The organism is Ruegeria profundi (assembly GCF_020171505.1).
Lineage (GTDB): Bacteria > Pseudomonadota > Alphaproteobacteria > Rhodobacterales > Rhodobacteraceae > Ruegeria > Ruegeria profundi.
The window spans coordinates 570,685-594,890 of sequence record NZ_JAIUZS010000003.1; the positions used below are offsets into that span (position 1 = coordinate 570,685).

General features: G+C 58.7%; 24 protein-coding genes. 16 read left to right on the forward strand and 8 right to left on the reverse strand.

Annotated features, from left to right (window positions below):
- Positions 1-113: 113 nt before the first annotated feature.
- Complete coding sequence (locus LCM21_RS08745) at positions 114-479, reverse strand: cupin domain-containing protein (protein ID WP_224890262.1); 366 nt, start codon at positions 477-479, stop codon at positions 114-116.
- A 65-nt stretch (positions 480-544) separates the two neighbouring features.
- The gene (locus LCM21_RS08750; protein ID WP_224890263.1) at positions 545-2,077 is read right to left on the reverse strand and encodes a phospholipase D family protein; all 1,533 of its coding nucleotides are present in this window, start codon (positions 2,075-2,077) and stop codon (positions 545-547) included.
- 289 nt (positions 2,078-2,366) lie between these two features.
- Here LCM21_RS08750 and LCM21_RS08755 point away from each other — a divergent pair, with 289 nt between their 5' ends.
- Positions 2,367-3,134 (forward strand): SdiA-regulated/phytase-like domain-containing protein, encoded by a 768-nt coding sequence (locus tag LCM21_RS08755; RefSeq protein ID WP_224890264.1) that lies wholly within the window; start codon positions 2,367-2,369, stop codon positions 3,132-3,134.
- A gap of 238 nt (positions 3,135-3,372) precedes the next feature.
- Here LCM21_RS08755 and bchO read toward each other — a convergent pair whose 3' ends face one another.
- Genes bchO through crtA form a run of 4 tightly spaced genes read right to left on the reverse strand, consistent with a single transcriptional unit; the run spans position 3,373 to position 7,588 of the window.
- Positions 3,373-4,230: an alpha/beta fold hydrolase BchO gene (gene bchO, locus LCM21_RS08760; RefSeq protein ID WP_224890265.1), complete on the reverse strand. Its 858-nt coding sequence runs from the start codon at positions 4,228-4,230 to the stop codon at positions 3,373-3,375.
- Positions 4,231-4,233: 3 nt separating this feature from the next.
- Positions 4,234-5,859 carry a VWA domain-containing protein gene (locus LCM21_RS08765; protein ID WP_224890266.1) on the reverse strand — a complete coding sequence of 542 codons (1,626 nt, stop codon included), beginning with the start codon at positions 5,857-5,859 and terminating at the stop codon, positions 4,234-4,236.
- Positions 5,860-5,864: 5 nt separating this feature from the next.
- Positions 5,865-6,872, reverse strand: a complete 1,008-nt coding sequence (gene bchI, locus LCM21_RS08770; protein WP_224890267.1) for a magnesium chelatase ATPase subunit I — start codon at positions 6,870-6,872, stop codon at positions 5,865-5,867.
- Entirely contained in the window at positions 6,869-7,588 is a 720-nt protein-coding gene (gene crtA / locus LCM21_RS08775) for a spheroidene monooxygenase (protein WP_404818125.1), read from the reverse strand. The genes bchI and crtA overlap by 4 nt, the downstream gene beginning before the upstream one ends.
- A 102-nt stretch (positions 7,589-7,690) precedes the next feature.
- On the opposite strand from crtA, the gene LCM21_RS08780 reads away from it, so the two are divergent.
- From LCM21_RS08780 to tspO, 3 genes are read left to right on the forward strand one after another with little or no spacing between them, the layout of a single operon-like run.
- The gene (locus tag LCM21_RS08780; protein WP_224890269.1) at positions 7,691-9,241 is read left to right on the forward strand and encodes a phytoene desaturase; all 1,551 of its coding nucleotides are present in this window, start codon (positions 7,691-7,693) and stop codon (positions 9,239-9,241) included.
- Positions 9,238-10,281, forward strand: a complete 1,044-nt coding sequence (gene crtB / locus LCM21_RS08785; protein WP_224890270.1) for a 15-cis-phytoene synthase — start codon at positions 9,238-9,240, stop codon at positions 10,279-10,281. The genes LCM21_RS08780 and crtB overlap by 4 nt, the downstream gene beginning before the upstream one ends.
- A complete protein-coding gene (tspO, locus tag LCM21_RS08790; protein ID WP_224890533.1) occupies positions 10,281-10,763 on the forward strand; it encodes a tryptophan-rich sensory protein TspO in 483 nt (160 codons plus the stop codon). The genes crtB and tspO overlap by 1 nt, the downstream gene beginning before the upstream one ends.
- On the opposite strand, the gene crtC is transcribed toward tspO, so the two are convergent.
- Together crtC and crtD are read right to left on the reverse strand one after the other, a co-directional pair.
- Positions 10,760-11,629 (reverse strand): carotenoid 1,2-hydratase, encoded by an 870-nt coding sequence (gene crtC, locus LCM21_RS08795; protein ID WP_319003911.1) that lies wholly within the window; start codon positions 11,627-11,629, stop codon positions 10,760-10,762. The two genes, tspO and crtC, sit on opposite strands and share 4 nt — an antisense overlap.
- Positions 11,593-13,191, reverse strand: a complete 1,599-nt coding sequence (gene crtD, locus LCM21_RS08800) for a 1-hydroxycarotenoid 3,4-desaturase CrtD (protein WP_224890271.1) — start codon at positions 13,189-13,191, stop codon at positions 11,593-11,595. Before crtD ends, crtC begins: the two co-directional genes overlap by 37 nt.
- Positions 13,192-13,268: 77 nt before the next feature.
- Here crtD and LCM21_RS08805 point away from each other — a divergent pair, with 77 nt between their 5' ends.
- From LCM21_RS08805 to pufC, 12 genes are all read left to right on the forward strand, one after another.
- Entirely contained in the window at positions 13,269-14,138 is an 870-nt protein-coding gene (locus LCM21_RS08805; protein WP_224890272.1) for a polyprenyl synthetase family protein, read from the forward strand.
- 2 nt (positions 14,139-14,140) lie between these two features.
- Positions 14,141-15,265, forward strand: a complete 1,125-nt coding sequence (locus LCM21_RS08810) for an acetylserotonin O-methyltransferase (protein ID WP_224890273.1) — start codon at positions 14,141-14,143, stop codon at positions 15,263-15,265.
- 125 nt (positions 15,266-15,390) lie between these two features.
- Positions 15,391-16,329, forward strand: coding sequence for a chlorophyll synthesis pathway protein BchC (gene bchC / locus LCM21_RS08815; protein ID WP_224890274.1), 939 nt, complete (start codon positions 15,391-15,393; stop codon positions 16,327-16,329).
- The gene (locus LCM21_RS08820; RefSeq protein ID WP_224890275.1) at positions 16,326-17,327 is read left to right on the forward strand and encodes a chlorophyllide a reductase iron protein subunit X; all 1,002 of its coding nucleotides are present in this window, start codon (positions 16,326-16,328) and stop codon (positions 17,325-17,327) included. The genes bchC and LCM21_RS08820 overlap by 4 nt, the downstream gene beginning before the upstream one ends.
- Positions 17,324-18,880 (forward strand): chlorophyllide a reductase subunit Y, encoded by a 1,557-nt coding sequence (gene bchY / locus LCM21_RS08825; protein ID WP_224890276.1) that lies wholly within the window; start codon positions 17,324-17,326, stop codon positions 18,878-18,880. Before LCM21_RS08820 ends, bchY begins: the two co-directional genes overlap by 4 nt.
- A complete protein-coding gene (gene bchZ / locus LCM21_RS08830; protein ID WP_224890277.1) occupies positions 18,880-20,373 on the forward strand; it encodes a chlorophyllide a reductase subunit Z in 1,494 nt (497 codons plus the stop codon). The genes bchY and bchZ overlap by 1 nt, the downstream gene beginning before the upstream one ends.
- The gene (gene pufQ, locus LCM21_RS08835; protein WP_068334241.1) at positions 20,361-20,588 is read left to right on the forward strand and encodes a cytochrome PufQ; all 228 of its coding nucleotides are present in this window, start codon (positions 20,361-20,363) and stop codon (positions 20,586-20,588) included. The genes bchZ and pufQ overlap by 13 nt, the downstream gene beginning before the upstream one ends.
- Positions 20,589-20,675: 87 nt before the next feature.
- Positions 20,676-20,825 carry a light-harvesting antenna LH1, beta subunit gene (gene pufB, locus LCM21_RS08840; RefSeq protein WP_068334243.1) on the forward strand — a complete coding sequence of 50 codons (150 nt, stop codon included), beginning with the start codon at positions 20,676-20,678 and terminating at the stop codon, positions 20,823-20,825.
- A gap of 13 nt (positions 20,826-20,838) precedes the next feature.
- Positions 20,839-20,997: a light-harvesting antenna LH1, alpha subunit gene (gene pufA / locus LCM21_RS08845; protein ID WP_068334249.1), complete on the forward strand. Its 159-nt coding sequence runs from the start codon at positions 20,839-20,841 to the stop codon at positions 20,995-20,997.
- Between the two features lie 126 nt (positions 20,998-21,123).
- A complete protein-coding gene (pufL, locus tag LCM21_RS08850) occupies positions 21,124-21,963 on the forward strand; it encodes a photosynthetic reaction center subunit L (RefSeq protein ID WP_068334253.1) in 840 nt (279 codons plus the stop codon).
- A 3-nt stretch (positions 21,964-21,966) separates the two neighbouring features.
- Positions 21,967-22,953, forward strand: coding sequence for a photosynthetic reaction center subunit M (gene pufM, locus LCM21_RS08855; protein ID WP_224890278.1), 987 nt, complete (start codon positions 21,967-21,969; stop codon positions 22,951-22,953).
- Between the two features lies 1 nt (position 22,954).
- Positions 22,955-24,070, forward strand: coding sequence for a photosynthetic reaction center cytochrome PufC (pufC, locus tag LCM21_RS08860; protein WP_224890279.1), 1,116 nt, complete (start codon positions 22,955-22,957; stop codon positions 24,068-24,070).
- The last annotated feature ends 136 nt before the right edge of the window (positions 24,071-24,206 follow it).

Below are 24,206 nucleotides of genomic sequence, written 5' to 3' on the forward strand. Positions count from 1 at the left end.
CGAAGTCTTGCGATCAGTATAGCTGGAAATTGCTAAGCAGTCAGAAGGATATCAACAGATGAGTATTCCGAACGCCCTTTGAGGCTCGGGCATCGGATTGGTTGCCTTTAAAATCACTCGAATTGGATGATGACGGCCTCGAAATCTTCGTCGCTCGTGACCTTGGTATGATGGCCTTTCCCGAATTTGTCTTCCATTTGCCACACGTCGCCAGGGCCAATGTCTCGATAACTTCCGTCGCTCGCGGTTACGCGGATTGTGCCCGCCAGGCACACTAAACGTTGCGCCACTGGTGTTGGGTGGATGGGTTCGTTCCATCCTGACCGAAGTCTCAGAAACATGGTTTGTCTAACGTGTTCCGGCTTGGAAATCTCAATCGCCTGGGCAGGTGGCGCAAAACTGCGTTCCTCAACTTCGACGTTGATATCGTCCCAGTGGCTTTCGCCGTCAGGGTCAGCGTAGAGTTTGAGGTACTGCACGGTCAAATTCCTTTCTGCCTGTCAGCTTGTTCGAAACTTGGCTTGATACCGGAATGGCCGCGATCTTACAGCTGAGAACCGATTGGAAGAATGCTTAGAAAGCCGGCGACTATGTGATCCCAAGCGGACCCCGTTGGCTCAGAGTCATATTCGAGGATTGAGCCGTCTTCGCCCTGTGTCCGCCACTTAAGCTGACCTGCGTTTTCAAGTGTCACTTCATAAGTGTAAGCGGGTAGTGCTTCGTCCAAAGCGCCGAGTGTCTGAACCGTCAATGTGGGTGAGTCGATCAGTATGCCCATTTCAGTGTTTATGTTGACTGAACGCGGGTCCCAATTGAACGACCCGACAAACAGATAGCGGTCATCGACGGCAAAGGCCTTGGAATGAAGACCAGAGCGGGACTGACCCCAATTGATGCCCCGGCGTTGAACCTGGTACGCATCAGGCCGCAATTCATACAGCTCAACCCCGCCCCGCAACAGCGCCCGGCGTTTCTTGGCGTAGTGTGCATAGACCGGAGCGACGTCGTTCGATGCCAACGAGTTTGTGACGACCTTGACGTCGACGCCGCGATTTTCCAGTTCGGTCATCCATTTCACACCCTTGTTGCGCGGCACGAAATAGGCTGAAACGATGTGCACTTCGTTTTCGGCGTTTTCGAAATACGGAAGGAGCTGTGAGGCCAGAATAGGGTCTGACCCCTCAACTCCGGCGGCTTTGGACGGCGGATCCGCGTACAGTTTTGCTGGCACCCAGTCCAATGACAAAGCGCCGCGTGCAAAATTTTCCTCGGCCGACCGTCTGAGGGCCGCGCCGTATTCGGTTTTTTTCGCATCTTCCACAAGCTCGTTCAGCCGATCGCGCGCATCGCTCAGGGTGAACTCTTTGGGGTCTTCAATCACGGCACGGGCAGGAACGGCAAATTCACTATTCCAGTAGGCGTCAAAGCTTGTCGAGACATCTGTCACCACCGGCCCTGCGGCGAGTACGTCAAGATCGGCATAGTTCATTTCTTCCCTGGCCAGGAAATACTCGGCCCCGATGTTCCGCCCACCAACAATCGTAAATGTATTGTCGGCAGTCATCGATTTATTGTGCATTCTGCGATTGATGCGTTTGAAATCTGTAAGACCTGCGATGACAAGGCTTTGATCACGCCAGAATGGGTTGAATAGTCGGATTTCGATGTTTTCGTGATTATCCAGGGCGGCCGTCATCGCGTCATAGCTGGACGTGTCCATGTCATCCACAAGCAACCGCACGCGCACGCCCCGATCCGCAGCCTGTAAAAGACTGGCTGCAAAAAGATGGCCCGTCGGGTCGTTGTGCAAAAGGTAGTATTGCGCGTCAATCGTCTGCTCTGCCGCAGCGGCCAGTAAAAGCCGCGAGACAAGCGCCTGCTCTCCGTCATTTATCAGTCGGACGCCCGAGCGCCCGTCTTTCGGATCGCCCAACCGTCTGGCTGCCCGCGCAAGAGTAGTGTCCGAACCTGCAGGAACCGAGGCCGTCACTGTCTTTTCATATGTGCGCGTTTTCGGGGCACAAGCGACAAGAACTAACGTACAACACAAACAAACCACGTTCGTCCATGGTTTCATCGATATCCTCCAACTGCCATTTCCAGATGACAACGTCCGGGGGCAATATTGCAAGTTTGTTCTCTCCCCTTGGCGGTTCTTTCCTAAGATGGTGTGATGTCGGTTGGGTTTTCCGGATAGCGCCTTGGCCTGTTCGTCGCGACTGGACCCGAAGAAAGCAAACCGGTGCCGCTCTTTTGAGTATTCGACAGACCAAGATTTTTATGTTTCGCACTATTCAGGCAAGTTCCGTATTGACGCTTGGGAAACCTGGACCACCTTTTAGGGTTGATCGCTGGGAGCGTCTGGAATGTTCACAAGGGTCCTTTTTGTTTCGATCTTCGCGCTGTACGGTCCGGTCACGGCATTGGAACTTCGCGAAACTGGTCGGTATCAGCTCAACCACCCGGCCAGCTTAGATTATGATCCAACCTTTTGCGGATTGTGGATTGCGAATGAGGGTCCCGAGGCCGTTCTTGTCACGCTTCAAGGCGAAGAACTGCGGCGTATCACAAGTGATCTGTTCAGGATCAAGGCAATAGCGATTGAAGGGGATCACCTGTTGCTTGGGGACGGTTTCGGTGGTCTGCAGCGCGTGACGAAAGATGGAGCCCCGCTCGGAGCGCCCTTTGAGCTTGAGGGTGGTTATGCTGACACCGAAGGCATCGCGATTAATGCCAAAGGCCAGATTGTCACCGTCGAGGATGACCCTGAGCGGCTGTCTTGGTTCGATGCCGATGGAAAGCTGGCGGCGCGGCTGAATACCATGGAGCTTTCTCCGCCACTGACTGAGGCGCAGGGCATCGCGATTGATCCCCGCACCGGACATATGCTGATTGTCGATGACTGGGAAGGATCGAACAGCCTTTATGAATTCACGGCAGAGGGTCAGCTTCTTGCGCAGGCAAGCCTGCTGGAATTCGGCACTGACCCCGAAGGTATCGCAATTCGCCCCGGCTCGAACCAGTTGTTTGTCGCGTTTGATGGCGGTGCGAAGATTGTGACGTTTGACTATACGCCCACATTGCCAGACGGCGCGCCGGCGCTTTCACCGGGTGCAGACTGCATGATGTTTTAGAATGAACGCCCGGCGGTCGATGTCGCGTTGTTGAGCGGTTTTCACTGGAAAATCAGCGCGAGTTGCAGACTTCGCTCGCGGCACGAGCAACAATTTGGGTTCCGTGTCCGCTACGATCGTCTTAAGTCAAGGCAAGGCGAAGGGTGCCGAAAACCTGGCGTCTGACGACCAGCCACCCGAGTACCGTTACAATCCCACCGCCTTGGCAGCTAGGGCCTTCGTTTCGACAGGCTTGATGTCACCCCATTGACCGAACACGTGACACAAAAAGGTCGGGTGCTTCTTCGTGGGCCAGGTGCCCTAGGTCGGCAAGTTTGGTCAGGTTCGAATTCGGCATGGTCTTTTGCAAGCTGGCCGTTGTCTCCGGCGGAACCGCCCGATCGTTCAAGCCTACAATAATTTCAATGGGTGTCTGCGATTTCGACATGCAGCGTTTGAAGTCTCTCAACGACCATTGCGCCATCATGAACAATGCTCCCTGAACATGGCGGCGGTTCTTCAACAAACGCGCATAGAGCGCCAGTTGCTCGGCGGGGATTGTTGATCCGGTCGAAGCAATAAGGCGCTGGGCGCGCGCAAGCGCGTCAGGTCCACGGGTAAACAGCCAGGGCGTCAGCGGGTTCACCGCCAATGACTTTGCGATAATTGGAAAGAGAATACCCGCCAGCCCATCAAAATCGCTGAAGGCCGGGTTTATCGCCAGAATTGACGGCTTGCCATGCGTGGTCAGGTGTTTTTCACAAAGCTGTAAAGCGATGGCAGCCCCGGCAGAATGCGCGACGATCTTGGTCGGCTGCCAGTTTTCCTGCGTACACAAGGCGGCAATATCTTCGGCCATTGTCTCAAGGCCGCTGCGATTGTTGGCGCCCATGACGGTAAAGCCATGGCCCGGCAGGTCGATCGCAACCACGTGGTGGTCCTTGGCCAGATTGGTCATCATCGCGTTCCAGCTATGCGTCGACGCGCCCGCGCCGTGTAAGAACAGCAGCGTTGGTCCTTCGCCGTGTTCCTGCACGTGCCAACGATGGGGGGCGCAGACCACACGCTTTGACCATGTGTGATGGGGCCAGGTCGGAAGGTCACGCTGCCAGTCCATCGCCTAGGTATTCACCGCCGTTTCAATGGCCTGCGTCATACCCGCAGCCGAGGACCGGGGTAGGACGATATGATCCGCGCCCAAGCGCTGTGCAAGACTTTGCAGCGGTTTCTGGGGGCGTATGGCAGTGTCGAGAACGACACTTCGAACCTTGGAGGCGCGCAACCAATCGGCAGTAAGCTCTGCGTCCTCGGCTGCCTTTTTCCGGTCTCGCTGGCCGTCCAGCGCCACATTCGCCCGCCCGTCCGTCAGAAGGATCACGGTCGGTGTCATGCCGCGCTTCAGGGCGCTGCCCGCCATAAGTCCCGCGCAGTGCAGCCCATCAGCCAGTGGTGTCGCCCCGCCGCCGGGAAGGGCGGCAAGTCGCCGTTTGGCCAGAACAAGGGACCTGTTGGGCGGAAGCAGAACATCAGCTGACGAATTCCGGAACCCGATCAATGCGACGTGATCGCGATGCGAATAAGCCCGCGCCAACAGATGCTCGACCGCGCCCTTGGCCTCGTTCAGGCGGGTCCGCGCAGCAGAGCCAGAGGCATCGACAAGGAATATCAGCAGCCGCTCGGTCTGTGCTTCGAAGCGTTTAAGGCAAATATCGCTTGGCAGGACGCTGATCCGGCCTTGCGCTGCACGGCGGAGTTTTTGCCACGGGGCCGCCATGCGCAGCGTGGCGATCAGATCGACGCGGCTGCGCCCGTCAGGCCTGCGGCGGCGAGGGGCGATGGGTCTGCCCCGTTGCCGCGCGATCCGTGAATCGCCCGCCCCGGTTCCGGTTGCCGTGGTGCGCTGGGCAAGGGCGCTCGGCAGAATACCATCCGGCAAGGCCATGCGTACGGCCTCGACCAAAACGTCCTGATCAGGCGTCCCTTTACTGCTCGTCGAAGGCTCGGGCGGTTCTGCCGCCTGTTCCTCTGGCTCCGGCTCAGATGTCGGCAAGCAAGTCGCGCGGTGTGAAAGCACCAACATCGCTGCGATTTCCAAATCTTCGATGGACAGGGACAACCTGCCATTAAGGGCCGCATTGCACCGCGCGGCCCGTAGGGCAAAGTATGGCGCGCGCAGGCTGGCGATGCCCAACCGGGTCGACAACTGAACCAGGGTCGAGATGTCCTCTGCCGATGTCTGGACCATCGGCAACGCAGCGCGGGCCGACATCAATTCGTCAGTGCCAAGATCCCGAGGCTCAGTGATGCGAAGACCAGTCAGGTCGATCCAAAAAGCCACACGGTCTGACAGGGCGAGGGGCAACGTCTCGTCAGGGTCTGCGCCTTCGTCAAAGGCGACCAAGCAGGATTGTCCCGCATCAAGCTGTGCAGCCAGTTTTGCCGCCAATTCAGCAGTGCAGCGCTCAGCCATACTCAGGTGATAGGCGGATGGTTTGGTCAGTAGACCGGGGCGATAGACAGGCCGAGCACAGGACAGGGTTGCCGCAAAGTCCATAGACGCAAACAGTTCGGCATCGGACAGTGACCCGTGCAGCCGCTGCTTTGGCAGGCCCAGGTCCGGCATGGCTGCCATAAATGTATCGCGCGCAGGACCTGCACGAGCCCGCAAGACAAGCCCGCCAAGACCCACCGGGTCAACGGCAAACAGGCGCAGCGTGTGCCAGACTTGCGTCCAGGGGTCGGGCATGGATGTCATCCAAGAACCTCATCCAGCGCACGGCGAACACGGGAGACCGAGCCGGCCTCATCCATCGGATCGCGGCGCAGCCGATGGGCCAGCGCAATCGGCGCGATGCGGCGGATATGGCGGCGCGTGACCGAGGCCGCGCCTTCGTAAGCCGCCAGCGCACGGCAGGCGCGCAGCAAGGTCAGCTCGCCGCGTAGCCCGTCCGAGCCAAGCGCGATGCACAGTTCAGCACAGTCGCGCAGTTCCCTTTTGCGGACCTTGATATCAGGTAAAATGTCGCGAGCTGTCAGGATCGCGCCGCGGACGCGGGTATCCTCGCGGTGCCATTTCTTAAGGAACTTGTCTGGCTGCATCTCGAACGCGTCGCGGCGTTGCACGACCTCGACCCGCTGATCGATATCGTCGGGGGATCGCACCTCGACCGACAATCCGAACCGGTCCAGCAATTGCGGACGCAGTTCGCCTTCCTCGGGGTTGCCTGACCCGACCAGCACGAAACGGGCAGGATGGCGGATCGAAAGCCCCTCGCGTTCGACCACGTTTTCGCCGGTCTGTGCGACATCCAACAACAGGTCAACAAGGTGATCCTCCAGCAGATTTACCTCGTCTATGTAAAGATACCCCCGATTTGCCTGCGCAAGCAGTCCCGGCTGAAATGCCTTTTCACCGTTCACAAGGGCCCGTTCGATATCCAGCGCGCCGGTCACCCGATCCTCGGTCGCACCCAGTGGCAGATCGACAACCGGGGTAGGGTATTCATGAATTTCGGCGTTCTCTGGCAGCTCAACCCAGTCCGGACAAGCCGCGCGAGTTGCGGACTGAACCGGGCATCCTTCGACGGCTGAGATGGGTGGCAAAAGCGCAGCCAACGCGCGAACAGCGGTGGATTTGCCGGTGCCCCTGTCGCCAAAGACAAGGACACCGCCCAGTTTTGGATCAATCGCGGTCAGGATCATGGCGAGCTTCATCTGATCCTGGCCAACAATTGCGGAGAATGGAAACGCGTGCGTCATCTGTTGTCCTGACCCTCCTTCAAGACCACGGGGTGCTTCCCTTCCCAGTGGCCCGTTTCATTTATCACGTCGAACCTTGCGTAGAGCTCTTCGCGGAACCAATTGCCTTCGCGCACCGCCTTGACGGCCTCGGAATGGGGGCCGGGATTGCGGGCGAATGCGGCCATCGATCCGGTATCTGGCCAGATCGAGAATGTGATTTGATGCAAAAACGGAACTTCCCCCAAGCCGACCTTCATCAAAACGTCCGAGTTGACGCCGATCATCTGGCTGATGTCCGGCACTCGGCGCCAGAACCGCAGAAGAATACGGGGTTTCAGTGTCGCGCGCGTCAGTGCTGCGGTCAGCGGGCCAGTGGGGTCGGGGTCTTCGACATGGAACGGATTGCGTCCCGACCATGCGCCCCGCGATGAGGTCGGGCGCAGATAGACTGTCCAGTGTTCGCTGGCGTTTGCCCGATACCAGGAAAAGGGGCGCGCGGTCTGCAGCGTGTTTTGTGCGCTTTGTTCGTCCGACCAGACGCATAGTATGGCCCAGACCGCCGTATTCGGGCGCGGAGTGAACCCTTCACCGGTGCCGGATCCGCAGAGTTTCCAGAACTCCAACCCACACAGGCGCGACAGCGGCCAGCGCGCCAGCCCCATCATGGCAAAGGCGCTGAAACGGCGGGCAAAGCCGTCGAAACGAAACAGGCTCAGGGTTGCGACTTGAATGATCGAACCTCCATAGTGTCAGTTTAGATTGACATAACGGCGTCAAAATCGGAAGACTCTTCTATGAATGTGTCAATTTAAGTGAACAGATTGGAACGTTAAGGCATGACTCGCCTAGATCCGCAGTTGGTGAATGATGCGACCCCGGTTGGGGATGCGCGCTCGCACGCTGTGGTGATTGGTGCCGGTCTGGGTGGTCTGGCCGCGGCAATGCGGCTGGGGGCCAAAGGGTATCGCGTTACCGTTCTGGATCGGCTGGACATGCCCGGCGGGCGGGGTTCGGCCCTGTGGCGCGACGGCCACCGGTTTGATCTGGGGCCCACCATCGTAACGGTACCCCAAGTTTTTCGGGATCTTTGGGCAGACTGCAATCGGGAGTTCGACAAGGATGTCGAACTGATCGCGCTGGACCCGTTCTATGAAATCCGATGGCCGGACGGATCAAGTTTCGCGGCCCGCCAAGACCCAGGCGCGATGGAGGCAGAGGTCGCAGGGCTGTCTCCGGACGATGTAAACGGCTTGCGAAAGTTCCTGAAGGAAAGCGAGGCGCGGTATCTCTTTGGGTTCGAGGATTTGGGCCGTCGCCCGATGAACCGGTTAGGTGACCTGATCAAGGTTTTGCCGACCTTCGCCCGCATGCGCGCAGATCGTTCAGTCTATGCCCATGCAGCACGGCGGTTCAAAGACCCGCGTTTGCGCATGGCCTTCAGCTTTCACCCATTATTCATTGGCGGAGATCCGACGCAGGTGACGTCAATGTATATTCTGGTCAGTCATCTGGAAAAGGCGTTCGGTGTCCACTACGCCATTGGCGGTGTCGCCGCAATTGCCGAGGCGATGCGCAACGTCATTGCCACGCAGGGCGGGCTGGTGCGTCAGAATGCCGAAGTGGATGAGATTTTGCTGTCGGAAGGTGCGGCCAAGGGCGTTCGGCTTTCGAATGCCGAGGTCATACCGGCCGACGTTGTCGTTTCAAACGCCGATCCGGGGCACACCTATTCCACGCTGCTGCGCAATGCGCCGCGCAAAAGGTGGACGGACGTAAAGCTCACGCGGACACGTTGGTCCATGGGCCTGTTCGTTTGGTACTTCGGCACCCGAGGTACCCGCGATCTGTGGCCGGATGTGGGGCATCATACAATCCTGAACGGGCCGCGCTATCGCGGGTTGATCCGGGATATTTTCCAACAAGGACATATGGCTGACGACATGAGCCTTTATGTCCATCGACCATCGGTCACTGATCCTACAGCCGCGCCGGATGGCGATGATACGTTCTATGCCCTCAGCCCTGTGCCGCATTTGGGGCATGACAATCCGGTTGATTGGGCCGAGCACGCAGAAACTTACCGGCAGCGGGTTCAATCCGTGCTGGAGGATCAACTGTTGCCGGGGTTGGACCGGCATTTGACCGCATCCGAAGTCTTTACGCCCGATACGTTCCGCGACCGGTATCTTTCACCTTTGGGCTGTGGGTTCTCGATCGAACCCCGTATTTTGCAAAGCGCTTGGTTCCGTCCCCATAACGTGAGTGAAGAAGCCAAGGGGCTTTTTCTGGTAGGTGCTGGAACGCATCCCGGAGCCGGGCTTCCGGGCGTGATCAGCAGTGCCGAGGTGCTGGCGAAACTGGTTCCCGACCCTGTGAGGGTGCCATGATTGATCCGCAGGATATGCAGTTCTGCCGGGATGCGATCCGGCATGGGTCCTTATCGTTTCACGCGGCGTCCCGACTTCTGCCACGCTCGGTTCGTGATCCCGCCTTGGCGCTCTATGCCTTTTGTCGGTTGGCTGATGATGAGGTCGACCTGAAAACGGAAAAAGCGGCTGCGGTTCTGATGCTGAAAGAACGGCTTGAGATGGTTTACGCAGGTCGCCCACGCAATGCTGCACCAGACCGGGCGTTTGCATCCCTGGTCGAGGATTTCGACATGCCCCGCGCCTTGCCCGAAGCCTTGTTGGAAGGTCTGGCATGGGATGCGATGGAACAGCGTTACGACGATCTACCCGAACTGATCGCATATTCCGCCCGGGTTGCCAGCGCGGTCGGGGTCATGATGTCGGTGCTGATGGGCGAGAGAAACGCGGATGCCTTGGCGCGTGCCTGCGATCTGGGCGTGGCGATGCAGTTGACCAATATTGCCCGCGACATAGGCGAAGACGCGCGGGAAAACCGGCTCTACTTGCCGCTGAGCTGGTTGCAGCAAGAGGGTGTCGATCCTGAGGCGTTCATCGCGAACCCGCGTGCCGAACCGGGTATACGCATCTGCGTCTCGCGTTTGCTCAGACACGCGCAACATTTGTATCAACGGTCCGAGGCTGGAATTGCCGAACTGCCTTTGCAGTGCCGTCCCGGTATCTACGCGGCCAGGTTTGTTTATGCCGGGATTGGCGGCCAAATACGAAGGTCTGGCTTTGAAAGCGTATCTCAGCGCGCGCGGACGGGGAAAGGTCAAAAACTTGGCTGGTTGGCGTGGTCTCTGTGGCGCACGGCGTTCAGCACGGTTGCACCCCATTCGCCACGGCTTTACGCTCGACCCTTGCCTGAAACCGCGTTTCTGGTCGATGCGGCCGCGCAGAACCGCCACACGCAAACGGATTGGAGCGATACGTTGTACACAGCCTTCGCACAACTGCAGACGCAGGAACACGCCCGGCGGCGGCGTATGATGGCGTCTGTTCGGACCCATTTGCAATGATGTTCGCGCTGTATTTCGTAATTTTCTTTGCGGCATGTATGGCCGCGGGTGCCACTGGTGGGATGTTCCCCCCGGGAAAGTGGTATCGTGACCTGAACAAGCCGTCTTGGACGCCGCCAGACTGGCTGTTTCCTGTGGCCTGGACCTCGCTTTATGTCTGTATGTCCTGGGCGGGCGCGCGCGCAGCAGTGCAGGGCGATGCAAGCCTCGCGCTGGCGCTGTGGGGGCTTCAGATCGCGATCAACACACTTTGGACCCCCGTGTTCTTTGGGCTGCGACGTATGCGCGCAGGGATGGTGGTGCTTAGCGCGCTTTGGGTCTCTGTCGCAGCGACCATGGTGGCGTTGTGGTCTGTCGACACTTTTGCGGGCCTCCTGTTTGTGCCCTACCTGATGTGGGTTAGCGTGGCCGCAGCGCTGAATTGGTCGGTTTTGAAGCTGAATCCAGAGGTCGCAAATAACCCGCCCGAAATCGAAACCTAAAATCGCCAGCTTGCGCGGCGCGGTACCCGGACCGCAAGAATGGGTTTCAACAAAGGTGATCGAAACCGGCGCAAATCCAGCGCCTCGTACACGCCGGTTGTTTCCTCTCCACCCAGTTGGGTTTGTACCATTGCACGAGAGTAAAACGGTGCGTCGAGCATGTTCATCACCTGCTTGGGACGATAACCCGTGTCGGCCCGCGTTTCGCGCCGCACAGCCCATAAGCTGCGTTTCAAGCGCGTCTTGGGTTGCAATGCGGCGATTTCATGCTGGCCATCTTCACCAAAAAACACAGCACTGTTCAGCACGCTGCCATCCAGTCGTTCCGCGTCATAAAAGCAGGTGCTGCCACCTTTGGTCGGAAAACGCCCCCAACTCCATGTACTGAAATCCTCTTCCAGCGCCCGCGTTCCGAAATTCGCGTCGAAATAGCCATGTCCGCTCCACTTCCAGCCACGTGCCGCAAGGTCGACATCTATGTATGCAGTCGGGGCAAACGGGCGCCAGATATGGGCGGCGTCTTCGGTCAGCGGCATTTCAACTGCGGTTAATCCCGTTGGCCTTAATGTGACGCGCCCGCGCACCGGAGTGATCAATGGGGGCGCGCCCATCTCGTTGATATCAATTATCAGGTGGTTGCCGTCCCATCGCATCGACGACGGGCCAACGGTGATGCTGTCGCGTGTCAGCCGCAGCGCGGATCGCCCCCGGTCCGTCATAGTAAAACGCCCGCCCGGGCCATAGGTCGCCACATTGATGCAGACATGGTTCTGCGGGTCCTTCCGCCCGGACCACCGATACCACGGGGAAAAAACCGAGCCGATAAAAGCTATGATCGAGATTGCCCGTGTCTGATCCTCGCTGATCCCGTCGATATACCACCACGCATATCCGTTTGGCGGGACGCCAATGTCGAAATTCGGTCTTGCAAGATCGTCTCGACCGCGTGCCGGGCGGAGAGCGCAGCCATCGGCAATCCCGCCCCCGGATGCGTGCCGCCGCCCGCCAGATACAGCCCCTTGATCGGCGTTCGTGCCCGCGGGCGCTTCAGCGCCGCCATGAGCCCATGTGGGCTCTGCCCGTACAGCGATCCCAGACTCTCGGGGAACAGTTGCTCGAACTCTGCTGGCCGGGTCAGAGCTGTCGGCCCCGGTTGCGGATCGAAGGTCAGGCCGAACCGGCGCAGCACGTCGAATGTTCGTGTCTGACATGTCTGAAACTCCATTTCGGGCTGGGGAAAGGGGCGAAGAGGCGGGGCATTCAGGATGATCTCGAACCGCTCGGGGGCGCCGGGTTCGTGCCGCGCTTGCGGGCCGCGATCCTGAGCGCAGATATAGATCGACTGTTCCCGCGGAAAAAGTCCGGCCTGCAGCTCGTGAAACTCCTGACTGTCCGGGTCGGCGAAGAACACATTGTGATGAGAGAGGTCCAGGCCATGTGGAACGGCCTCAAAGCTCCAAACCACGGCCGAAAGGCTGCGGTCGGTGGTTAGGGTTTGGGGGGCAACAGTGGCAACATCCGGCCCCAGCGCACCAGCCGCAAGGGCACGCGGATCGCCGTTGAAGATGACCAGGTTCGTCTGGATACAAGTTCCGTCATCCAGCGCTATACGGCTGATCTGAACGTCGTCGCACTCAATCGAAGCAACCGCGCTGTTATATCGAAACTGAACCCCATGCCGTTTGCAAAGCGCCTCCAGCGCCTTGGGCAGAGCTTGCATGCCCCCTTGAACGCACCAGACCCCGGCAGCTTCGGCCTGCCAGATGAGGCTGAGCAGGGCGGGCGATTGATGCGGTAATCCACCGACATAAGTCGCGTACCGACTGAATAGCTGCGCAAGGCGTCGGTCGCTGAACTGGTGAGCAAGCTGGCTGCTCAGGCTGCGTAGCGGGGCCATTGCCGGCAGTAACTTGGGGTGTCTGAGGATCGTAGCGCCAAGGCTGATCGGCGTCGGTTCAGGCGTGTTCATCATTGGTTGATCCAATGCAACGAACAGAGCTTTGGTATCCTTCTGGAACTGACGAAACTCTGCTTGTGCTTTTTGTCCGGAAAACGCGGCGATGGCCTTGCGGTTTGTTTCTGGTTTGTCGTGAAGGTCCAATACCGACCCGTCGGGCCAGAAATGTCGCGCGATAACGGGCAGTTTGATCAGATCAAGATGGTCGTCCAACCGCTCGTTCAGGGCCCTGAAAACATCGTCGAAGATGTGGCGCAGGGTCAGAACGGTTGGTCCTGCGTCCACTGGCCCACTGTCCGAGGGCAGGGTTCTGATCTTCCCGCCCGGGGTGTCGTGTTGCTCAAGAACTGTGACGTTGAACCCCGCAGCGCACAGCCTTACGGCACTGCACAGGCCACCAATGCCCGCACCGATTACAACTGCTTGGCGCGCTTGAGGATGTGTCGGGTTCATACGGAATTGTTGACTCATGACACAATACTGTCCAGTGTAATTTACATATATGTGTCAATTTTACTTTTCATATTCACGTCAGCAAAGGGAAGCGCATGGAACTGAAGACGCGGATTAACGGCGCCATTGCACAGAATATCGCAGATGCACGCGCAGAGCCTGCGCCAGCGCAACTTGCGGCAGCGCTCGACTATGCCTGCTTTCCGGGTGGGGCGCGGGTGCGCCCAACGATTTTGATGTCTGTCGCGCTGGCCTGTGGCGATGACGCCCCTCGGGTTACGGATGCCGCTGCTTCGGCGCTAGAAATTATTCATTGCGCCAGTCTTGTTCACGATGATCTGCCTTGTTTTGATGACGCGGATTTTCGGCGCGGCAAGCCTTCGGTCCACCGTGCGTTTTCTGAACCCCTTGCCGTCCTTACAGGCGATAGCCTGATTATTTTGGCATTCGAGATACTCACGCGCGCCGCCGGGCATGATCCGCAGCGTGCGCTTGACTTGCTGGGGATATTGGCAAAGCGGACCGGTATGCCCAACGGGATTTGCGCCGGGCAGGGCTGGGAAAGCGAAGAGTCGATTGACCTGGGCGCTTATCACCGTTCGAAAACCGGTGCCTTGTTCATCGCGGCAACTCAGATGGGAGCGGTTGCTGCCGGTCACGAGGCAGAACCCTGGTACGAACTGGGTGCGCGTATAGGTGAGGCCTATCAGGTTGCCGACGATTTGCGCGACGTTCTTTATGATGAAAAGGTTCTCGGAAAACCCGCGGGGCAAGACGATCTGCACGGTCGGCCAAGCGCGGTGGATCAATTCGGAGTTCAAGGCGCGATCCAGCGCCTGAATGATATTCTGAGCGGTGCAATTGCCTCGATCCCGTCCTGCCCGGGCGAGGCGATGCTGGCCAAACTTGTTCGCAAGCAGGCCGAGGCGCTGACCCCAGTTGCGCCTGCGGTTGCGAAAGCCTGACGGTGGCACGCTCGTCCGACACGGTCACGCGGCCTTCGCTGGGAACTTGGTTCGGACGCCTTTTGGCGCGGTCAGACGTGCAATCACTAGCGATGCGTTTACCTGTGACACGTTGGATGGCGCGGCGGGATGGGCAAGAGATATTCGCGGTCGTTCAAGGGTTTGTTTCCAGTCAGGTTTTAATGGCGCTTGTCGCGCTGGATATTTTCGATCATCTGGCGGATGGCCCGATGACGGCACGGCAGCTTGCCCATAGGCTTGGGGTCAATGCGAACAGGCTGGCGGTTTTTCTGCACGCGGGGGCTGCGTTAGGGTTTTTGCGGGTGCACCGAGGTGATCGCTATGGTTTGTCCCGCAAGGGGGCGGCGTTGCGTGGGGTACCCGGCCTGGCGGACATGATCTTGCACCACCGGGCCTTGTATCGCGATTTGGAAAGCCCCGAGAGTTTTCTGCGCAATGAATCGGAAACCGAGCTCTCCGGGTTTTGGCCCTATGTTGGCGACGCTGCCCAAATCGGCGCGGAACAGGCCGAGCGATATTCCCTGTTGATGGCGCGCAGCCAACGTCTGGTGGCCGAGGATACACTCAGACAGATTCGTCTGAAAGACGTGCGGCACCTGCTAGATATTGGTGGCGGTAGCGGTGCTTTTCTGGCGGAAGTCGCGCAACGATACCCTGCGCCCCGGCTGACTCTGTTCGATCTGCCACAGACCCGCAGTACCGCGCAGTCCTATTTGGAAGGGGTAGGTCAGTCCGATCGCATTACGTGCACAAGCGGCAGTTTCGCCCAGGACCCTTTGCCTGCAGGCGCTGATGCCATCAGCCTTATCCGTGTCCTCTATGATCACGACGACGAAACAGTCCACGGGCTTTTTGCAAAGGTTTATGACGCCTTGCCACCCGGCGGGCGGTTGATCATCTCGGAACCCATGTCGGGCGGAGATCGCCCAGATCCGATCACCGATGTCTATTTCGCGATTTACACCCTTGCGATGGGCACGGGCAAAACTCGGTCTGCTGCACAGATATCAGAATTGCTTGCAGCTTCGGGCTTTGTGCAGATCGCGCATCCAAAACCCCTTCGGCGCTACATCACCTCAGTTGTTACGGCAATTAAGCCTGGATAGGCGAACGAATTTCTGAAATGTGTCAGTTTTAATTGACAGATTGCGACGTAAAGTTAAACTGACATAAAAGCTCGCCATGGACTCACTCTTTAGATGAGCCACTGCAGGCGAGAGGAGGGAAGACCGTGAAATCCTCGGCCGTAATATTGCATGGTCCCGGACGTCTGTCTGTTGATACCGTGACACTGACCCCGCCATCCGCTTCGGATTTGGTGGTCGAGGTGCGGCATTCCGGAGTTTCTACCGGCACGGAAAAACTGTTTTGGTCCGGTGAGATGCCGCCTTTTCCTGGCATGGGATATCCTCTTGTTCCAGGCTATGAGGCCGTCGGCAAAGTGGTCGAGGCCGGATCAGAAACCCGTTTCGGCGTCGGCGATGCCGTCTTTGTACCGGGCGCGACTTGTTACGAGGATGCGCACGGGTTGTTCGGCGGATCATCGCGCCTGATCGTCACAGATGCGGATCGCGTCACACCCATTGATGCAGGCTGTCAACGTGAGATGACACTTCTGGCCCTGGCCGCAACCGCGCGTCACTCGATGGCTGGATTGGGTCACCATGTGCCCGAGCTCATTGTCGGGCATGGTGTCGTGGGTCGCCTGTTGGCACGTTTAACCATCGCCGCAGGTGCGCCTGCACCGATTGTATGGGAGTCAGATCCCGCGCGCCGCGACGGAGCCGAGGGGTATCAGGTCATCGCCCCCGAGGAAGATCCCCGCCGTGACTATGGATGCATCTATGACGCGTCTGGCGACAGCGCGATTCTGAATACGTTGGTTTCCCGCCTGAAACGCACTGGTGAGATTGTACTGGCTGGGTTCTATACGCAGCCCCTCAGCTTTGCTTTTCCGCCAGCCTTCATGAAAGAAGCCCGGATACGGATCGCTGCTGAGTGGACGCCCGAGGATATGCAGGCCACCCGATTGCTGGTCGAAAGCGGGGCTTTGTCCCTGAGCAATCTGATCAGCCATACCGCGCCCGCATCGGACGCACAGACCGCCTATGCCGCGGCCTTCGAAGACCCCGACTGTTTGAAACTCGTTCTTGATTGGGAGATCACATGAAAGACGAAGCCCCCAACCTGAAAGAGTTCGACGCCCGGCTGAAAGCCGAAGCGCATGAGGACTTGGCGGATGTTTTGCCAAGCGAGGCGGTCAAGAAAACCCAGATCATCGCGATCTACGGCAAAGGCGGCATTGGCAAAAGTTTCACGCTGGCCAATCTCAGCCACATGATGGCCGAGCAGGGCAAACGCGTGCTGCTGATCGGGTGTGATCCGAAATCCGACACAACCTCGCTGCTGTTTGGCGGTAAAGCCTGCCCGACGATCATCGAAACCTCGACCAAGAAGAAACTGGCGGGGGAAGAGGTGAAGATCGGTGATGTTTGCTTCAAACGTGGCGGTGTCTACGCGATGGAGCTTGGCGGCCCTGAGGTCGGGCGCGGCTGCGGTGGTCGCGGGATCATCCACGGGTTTGAGTTGCTTGAAAAGCTCGGGTTCCATGATTGGGATTTCGACTTTGTTCTGCTGGATTTTCTGGGTGACGTGGTTTGCGGCGGCTTCGGTCTGCCAATCGCACGGGACATGGCGCAGAAGGTTATCCTGGTCGGCTCGAACGACCTGCAATCGCTCTACGTCGCCAATAATGTCTGCTCGGCGGTGGAATACTTCCGCAAGCTTGGCGGCAATGTTGGCGTCGCTGGGTTGGTTGTGAACAAAGATGACGGAACGGGTGAGGCGCAGGCTTTTGCCGACGCGGTGCAAATCCCGGTTCTCGCTTCGATCCCGCAGGACGACGACCTGCGTAAGAAATCCGCAAATTATCAGATAGTTGGCACAGCTTCCGGTCAATGGGGCCCGCTTTTTGCGACGCTTGGTCTGAATGTGGCTGATGCACCGCCCGTCCGGCCCGCGCCGCTGGATCAGGACGGTCTGCTGGCGCTGTTTGACGGCAAGGAAACCGGGGCAGGGATCGAGCTGGTTCCGGCCACGGATCAGGACATGCGCGGCAAGAACGCGGCGCCCAAGAAATCTCTCGAAGTGATTTACGACGACGCATGAACAAAGAAGTGACATATGACGCGTCCGCCGAGGCGCAGGTGATCAAGGGCGAACCCCGCGCGGAAACCGGTGGTGAGCCGCCTGCCTTGGGCTGTCACTCTGGGTCCGAGATGAAAGACGCCGCGCGTATGGCGGGGCAGTCCGAATTGCTGGACCAATATGCGCGCGATTATCCGCAAGGCCCCCATGACAAACCGCAAAGTATGTGCCCGGCCTTCGGGTCGTTGCGTGTTGGGCTGCGGATGAAACGGGTGGCGACGGTACTCAGCGGCTCGGCCTGCTGCGTCTATGGCCTGACCTTTGTCAGCCATTTCTACGGCGCGCGGCGGTCAGTGGGATATGTTCCATTCAACTCGGAAACGCTGGTTACCGGCAAACTGTTCGAGGACATCCGCGCAGCAGTTTACGATCTGGCAGATCCCGAGAAATTCGACGCCATCGTTGTCACCAACCTCTGCGTGCCGACCGCCAGTGGTGTTCCGCTGCGCTTGTTGCCGAAGGAAATAAACGGAGTCCGGATTGTGGGCATCGACGTGCCCGGATTCGGCATCCCCACCCATGCTGAGGCTAAGGATGTTCTGGCTGGCGCAATGCTGGCCTATGCCCGCTCCGAGGTCGAAGCGGGGCCGGTCTCTGCGCCAGACGGTGCGCGGCAGGACCGGCCTACTGTCAGTTTGTTGGGAGAGATGTTCCCAGCTGATCCAGTGATGATTGGGCAGATGTTGGCCCCGCTGGGTCTGGCTGCTGGGCCGGTAGTGCCTTGCCGCGAGTGGCGCGAACTGTACGCGGCGCTCGACTGCGGCGCGGTGGCGGCGATCCATCCCTTCTATACGTCGGCCATTCGGGAATTCGAAGCCGCGGGCCGCCCCATCTTGGGCAGCGGACCGGTTGGAGTTGATGGCACGGCCGCCTGGCTATCAGCCGTTGGTGATGTGTTCGGTATCGCTGCAGACAAGATCAGCGCAGCGCAGAACGGTTTCTTGCCCGCCATCAAGGGCGCACTGGCCGCCGCGCCGATTTCGGGGACTGTGACTGTCTCGGGATATGAGGGCAGCGAATTGTTGGTGGCCCGTCTGCTGATCGAAAGCGGCGCAACCGTACCCTATGTTGGAACCGCTTGTGCCAAAAGCAAATGGTCGGCGCAGGACGCGGATTGGTTGCAGGCACACGGGGCCAAGGTCCAGTTCCGCGCTTCGCTGGAGCAGGATTGCGCAGCGATGGAAGGGATCAGACCCGATTTGGCCATCGGCACGACACCGGTGGTGCAAAAAGCCAAGCAACTTGGCATCCCAGCACTTTATTTCACCAACCTGATCTCGGCGCGGCCCCTGATGGGGCCAGCGGGTGCAGGATCACTGGCACAGGTGATCACCGCAGCAATTGCCAACAAGGACCGGATGGACCGGATGCGCGACTTCTTCGAGGACGTCGGCACCGACGATGCCGCCGGAATCTGGGAGGGAGATCCAAACCTTCGCCCCGATTTCCGCGCCATCAACCAAAAGAAACTGGAACGGCAGGCCAAGGCCGCCAAAGCGCAGGAGATGATCTGATGCTGATCCAGGATCATGACCGCGCCGGAGGGTACTGGGGGGCCGTTTATGCCTTCTGTGCCGTCAAAGGCCTGCAGGTTGTGATTGACGGTCCGGTCGGGTGCGAGAACCTGCCTGTCACATCTGTTCTGCACTACACCGATGCACTGCCGCCGCATGAACTTCCCATCGTTGTCACAGGGTTAGGCGAAGAAGAACTGGGCCGCGACGGGACCGAAGAGGCGATGAAACGCGCATGGGGTACGCTTGATCCGGCGCTGCCTGCGGTGGTTGTTACCGGCTCGATAGCAGAGATGATCGGCGGGGGTGTGACGCCTCAAGGGACCAACATTCAACGCTTTCTGCCGCGCACGATCGACGAAGACCAATGGGAAGCGGCTGACCGGGCGATGACTTGGATTTTCACCGAGTTCGGCATGACCAAGGGTCGGATGCCGCCCGAGAAAAAGCGTGAAGAAGGCGCAAAGCCGCGCGTCAACATCCTTGGGCCCATGTACGGCACCTTCAACATGCCCAGTGATCTGGCCGAAATTCGGCGTTTGGTCGAGGGGATAGGTGCCGAGGTCAACATGGTCATGCCCTTGGGCGCCCATCTGGCCGAGATGCGCAACCTCGTGAATGCGGACGTCAACATCGTCATGTATCGCGAATTCGGACGAGGCCTGGCCGAGCTGTTGGGCAAGCCCTACCTGCAAGCACCAGTGGGCGTGGACTCGACCACCAAATTCCTGCGGATGTTGGGCGAATTAACCGGACTTGACCCGGAACCCTTCATTAAGCGCGAGAAACACTCGACCATCAAACCCGTGTGGGATCTATGGCGGTCGGTCACGCAGGATTTCTTTGCAACCGCCTCGTTCGGCGTTGTGGCAAATGAGACTTACGCACGGGGGCTGCGGCTGTTCCTGGAAGAGGATCTGGGGCTGCCTTGCGCTTTCTCGGTCGCGCGCTGTGCCGGAACCAAAACCGACAACAATCAGGTGCGGGCGCTGATCGCGCAGAAAAAGCCTCTGGTCGTTTTCGGCAGTATCAACGAGAAAATTTACCTGGCTGAAAACAAAGGCGGGTTCGGACCGTCACCAGCCTTTATTCCGGCCAGCTTTCCGGGGGCCGCGATCCGACGGGCAACCGGTACGCCTTTCATGGGTTACGCGGGCGCGACCTATGTCCTGCAAGAGGTGTGCAACGGCCTGTTTGATGCGCTGTTTCACATTTTGCCTCTGGGCACTGAAATGGATGCGGGGCCAGCCACACCCGCCACGCAACGCACCGAAATTCCATGGGATGAGGATGCCAGCGCCGCGCTCGAGCGCATCTTGGAATCCCATCCCGTTCTCACCCGTATTTCTGCCGCCAAATCCCTGCGCGATGCCGCCGAGAAGGCAGCGATTTCCAATGGGGATGCCCGGGTCTTTGTCAGCACCGTTCAGGCGCTGGACTCGACGCGTTCCGAAACCGATCCAACCGAAGGAGGTGACCTGTGCCAGCAGTAACCCTTAATGCACATAGCGAAGCGGGCAAAAAGCGGTCACAACGCACGCCCGAGTTCATCCTGTACTTTTCGATCCTGTTCCTGATTTCGATCCCCTTCGCAGTGGTCGAATGGATCAGACATGCCTTGCGCCGCCGCACGCTGAACCTGCGTGGGCCATTGGCGCGGGCCTGGTCCGAGGCCGACAGAATCACGCCGATCATCTTTTCCAGGTGACGGCGACCCGAGATCCGGCCCGTATCACGCGGGGCGGGGCCCTGCCGCTGGGTAAGCGGCGTCAGCATAGTGACCCGGAGGTTCCTTATGGCTGATAATGACGACCTGTCTTTTACAGGTCTTACCGACGAGCAAGCTCAGGAGCTGCATTCGGTCTATATGAGTGGCCTATGGCTGTTCGCGATCGTTGCGCTGGTTGCACATCTTGCAACCTATATCTGGGCTCCGTGGTTCTGAGGAGGGATTGAGAATGGCAAAATTCTACAAGATTTGGCTGATCTTCGATCCGCGTCGCGTCTTTGTGGCGCAAGGCGTGTTCCTCTTCCTGCTCGCCGTCATGATCCATCTTGTTGTGCTTAGCAGCGGTCTCAACTGGTTTGAGAACGCCGCGGCGACTGCCGGGTTCTAACAGGCCCAGGGCGGGGCGCAATGCGCCGCGCGATGGATTGAAAGAAAGCCGCGGGCGGCGTGAATCGCCCGCGGCATGAACCGGGGCAATTGACCCGGCCATGACCAGAACTGTCGGAGCAAGACAATGGCGATGCTGAGCTTTGAAAAGAAATACCGCGTTCGCGGGGGTACGCTGATCGGTGGTGATCTGTTCGATTTCTGGTTCGGGCCATTTTACGTCGGCTTTTTCGGTGTCACGACGGTGTTCTTCGCCGCGCTGGGTACGATCCTGATATTCTGGGGCGCGGCCATGCAGGGCACGTTCAATCCCTGGCTTATCAATATTGCCCCACCTGATCTGAGTTATGGCTTGGGCATGGCACCTCTGATGGAGGGCGGGCTGTGGCAGATCATAACGTTCTGTGCGGTCGGGGCGTTTGTCAGCTGGGCGCTACGCGAGGTTGAAATCTGCCGAAAACTGGGAATGGGTTACCATGTGCCCTTCGCCTTTAGTGTCGCCATTTTCGCCTATGTCACCCTGGTCGTTTTCCGCCCATTGTTGATGGGAGCGTGGGGTCATGGCTTCCCCTATGGCATCTTTAGCCATCTCGACTGGGTGTCCAACACTGGCTACGCATATCTGCATTTCCACTACAATCCGGCGCATATGTTGGCCGTGACGCTGTTCTTTGCGACCACGTTCGCCCTAGCCCTGCACGGAGCGCTGATCCTGTCGGCTGCGAACCCGGAAAAGGGCGAAGAGATGAAGACGCCGGACCACGAAGATACGTTCTTTCGCGATTTCATTGGCTATTCGATCGGAACGCTGGGCATTCACCGGCTCGGCTTCCTTCTGGCCATCAATGCCGGGTTCTTTTCTGCCGTTTGTATCATCATCTCTGGCCCCGTTTGGACGCGGGGATGGCCCGAGTGGTGGAACTGGTGGCTTGAGCTGCCGATCTGGCCCAGTCAGGCGGGGATGTGACCCATGATTGAATATCAAAACATCTTTACCCAAGTGCAGGTGCAGGGCGAGCCCGAATGGGGCATGGACGACAATCGCCAGATGAGCCGCGAACGGATCGGCAAGCCGTTTTTCTCAAAGCTCGTCGGCTGGGTCGGGAACGCGCAGATCGGACCGATCTATCTGGGCTGGTTCGGTATGGTCAGCGTCGCGACTGGTATCCTGTGGCTGAATATCATCGGACTGAACATGCTCGCGCAGGTCAACTGGTCGATCTCAGAGTTTCTGCGGCAGGGTTTCTGGCTGGCGCTTGAGCCGCCCAGCCCGGAATACGGTTTGACGATTCCGCCGCTGAGCGATGGTGGGTGGTACATCATCGCCAGTTTCTTTTTGCTGGTTTCAGTTTGTTCATGGTGGCTGCGCACCTACCTGCTGGCGGCAGAACACAAGATGGGCAAGCACGTGGCCTGGGCTTTTGCCGCAGCGATCTGGTTGTTCCTGGTGCTGGGCCTGTTCCGCCCGATTTTCATGGGGTCCTGGTCAGAGGCGGTGCCCTATGGCATTTTCCCGCATCTGGATTGGACCACTGCATTTTCGATCCGGTACGGCAATCTTTACTACAACCCGTTCCACTGTCTCTCGATCGTGTTCCTCTATGGCTCGGTCCTGCTGTTTGCAATGCATGGTGCGACCATTCTGGCGGTCACTCGCTTTGGTGGCGACCGTGAGCTTGAACAGATCGTGGATCGCGGCACGGCATCCGAACGGGCTGCTTTGTTCTGGCGCTGGACTATGGGCTTTAACGCCACGATGGAGGGTATCCACCGCTGGGCCTGGTGGTTTGCGGTGCTGACCCCGATCACCGGCGGGATCGGCATCCTGCTGACCGGGACAGTGGTCGACAACTGGTTCATCTGGGCCCAGGAACGCAGCTTCGCCCCCGCCTATGACGGGTCATACGGATACGAAGCCTTCGGCACTTACGAAGCCTTCATCGGTCAGGAGAACTGAGATGCTTCCCAAGTGGTTCGATGACTGGAACAGAGACAACCCGACAAACATCTACGGCCCGGCAATCCTGGTCGGTGCGCTGGGCGGCGCGATCTTTATCGCCGCAATGCTGGTGGCTTTCGGGCAACCCTTCGCCACGAAAAGCATTCAGACCGGACCGCGGGGAACGGGAATGTCGGTCACCGAGTTCGTCAATGAAATCGAGCGTCCCGACCCGACGATCGAGGATTACCTGACCGAAGAGCCATATATCCCTCAGCCCGGCGATGCTCTGGCCAAGGATATCTATGAAAATGTTCAGGTGCTTGGTGATCTGACAGAAGACAATTTTAACCGATTTATGAATGCCATGACCTTCTGGGTGGCCCCCGAACAAGGCTGCGCCTATTGCCATGGCGAGGGCGATCTTGAGACTTATGGAGAGGACAACCTTTACACTAAGGTCGTGTCCCGTCGCATGATCGAGATGACGCAGAACATCAATGAAAACTGGGATGGCCATGTCAACGCAAACAAAGAGGTCGGTGTAAACTGCTATACCTGCCATCGCGGGCAAAACGTCCCCAGCGATATCTGGTTCAGCATCACGCCGGTCGTCGATGCCATGACGGGTTCGGGCGCAGTTCAGAACCGCGTCACAGAGCAAAGCCAATTTACCTCTCTGCCGTCGGATGCGTTGGAAACCTATTTGTTGAACTACGGCGTAATAGGCGTGCATGATCTGGAATCCCGCGTTGAAGGCTCGCCTGCGGATGAGGGTTTCCCAACGATTCAGGATACCGAGCGCACGTATTCACTGATGAACTATGTGAGTAACTCATTGGGTGTGAATTGCCTGTTGTGCCACAACAGTCGGGCATTCTACGACGCGGAACAGGTGACGCCGCAATGGGCGACCGCAAGCCTTGGTATCGCGATGGTGCTGGAGTTGAACAACGATTACCTCGTTCCATTGGCAGATGTTTATCCGGAAGAACGCCTGGGCCCGATCCATCAGGATGCGCCCAAGGCCGCCTGCCGGACGTGCCACAAAGGCTATCAACAGCCGTTGCAAGGTTTGAACATGATCGCGGACTGGCCAGAGCTGACCACGTCCGAGGCGCCTGTATACGAATAGGGCCAGCCGTCTCCCCATGACCGGCAGGCCCTGACGCAGCACGGACCCCGTGGCTTCCGCGGTCCGCGCAGGGAACACAAGCTGTTCCAAACCTGTTCTGTGGCGACAGAACGACCGGCTGGTGATCCGCGCGGGC

Coding starts and splice junctions, on each gene's coding strand:
- LCM21_RS08750 (WP_224890263.1), bottom strand. CDS start 2,077: ATGAAACCATGGACGAACGTGGTTTGTTTGTGTTGTACGTTAGTTCTT.
- LCM21_RS08755 (WP_224890264.1), top strand. CDS start 2,367: ATGTTCACAAGGGTCCTTTTTGTTTCGATCTTCGCGCTGTACGGTCCG.
- bchO (WP_224890265.1), bottom strand. CDS start 4,230: ATGGACTGGCAGCGTGACCTTCCGACCTGGCCCCATCACACATGGTCA.
- LCM21_RS08765 (WP_224890266.1), bottom strand. CDS start 5,859: ATGCCCGACCCCTGGACGCAAGTCTGGCACACGCTGCGCCTGTTTGCC.
- bchI (WP_224890267.1), bottom strand. CDS start 6,872: ATGACGCACGCGTTTCCATTCTCCGCAATTGTTGGCCAGGATCAGATG.
- LCM21_RS08780 (WP_224890269.1), top strand. CDS start 7,691: ATGACTCGCCTAGATCCGCAGTTGGTGAATGATGCGACCCCGGTTGGG.
- crtB (WP_224890270.1), top strand. CDS start 9,238: ATGATTGATCCGCAGGATATGCAGTTCTGCCGGGATGCGATCCGGCAT.
- tspO (WP_224890533.1), top strand. CDS start 10,281: ATGTTCGCGCTGTATTTCGTAATTTTCTTTGCGGCATGTATGGCCGCG.
- crtD (WP_224890271.1), bottom strand. CDS start 13,191: ATGAGTCAACAATTCCGTATGAACCCGACACATCCTCAAGCGCGCCAA.
- LCM21_RS08805 (WP_224890272.1), top strand. CDS start 13,269: ATGGAACTGAAGACGCGGATTAACGGCGCCATTGCACAGAATATCGCA.
- LCM21_RS08820 (WP_224890275.1), top strand. CDS start 16,326: ATGAAAGACGAAGCCCCCAACCTGAAAGAGTTCGACGCCCGGCTGAAA.
- bchY (WP_224890276.1), top strand. CDS start 17,324: ATGAACAAAGAAGTGACATATGACGCGTCCGCCGAGGCGCAGGTGATC.
- bchZ (WP_224890277.1), top strand. CDS start 18,880: ATGCTGATCCAGGATCATGACCGCGCCGGAGGGTACTGGGGGGCCGTT.
- pufB (WP_068334243.1), top strand. CDS start 20,676: ATGGCTGATAATGACGACCTGTCTTTTACAGGTCTTACCGACGAGCAA.
- pufA (WP_068334249.1), top strand. CDS start 20,839: ATGGCAAAATTCTACAAGATTTGGCTGATCTTCGATCCGCGTCGCGTC.
- pufL (WP_068334253.1), top strand. CDS start 21,124: ATGGCGATGCTGAGCTTTGAAAAGAAATACCGCGTTCGCGGGGGTACG.
- pufM (WP_224890278.1), top strand. CDS start 21,967: ATGATTGAATATCAAAACATCTTTACCCAAGTGCAGGTGCAGGGCGAG.
- pufC (WP_224890279.1), top strand. CDS start 22,955: ATGCTTCCCAAGTGGTTCGATGACTGGAACAGAGACAACCCGACAAAC.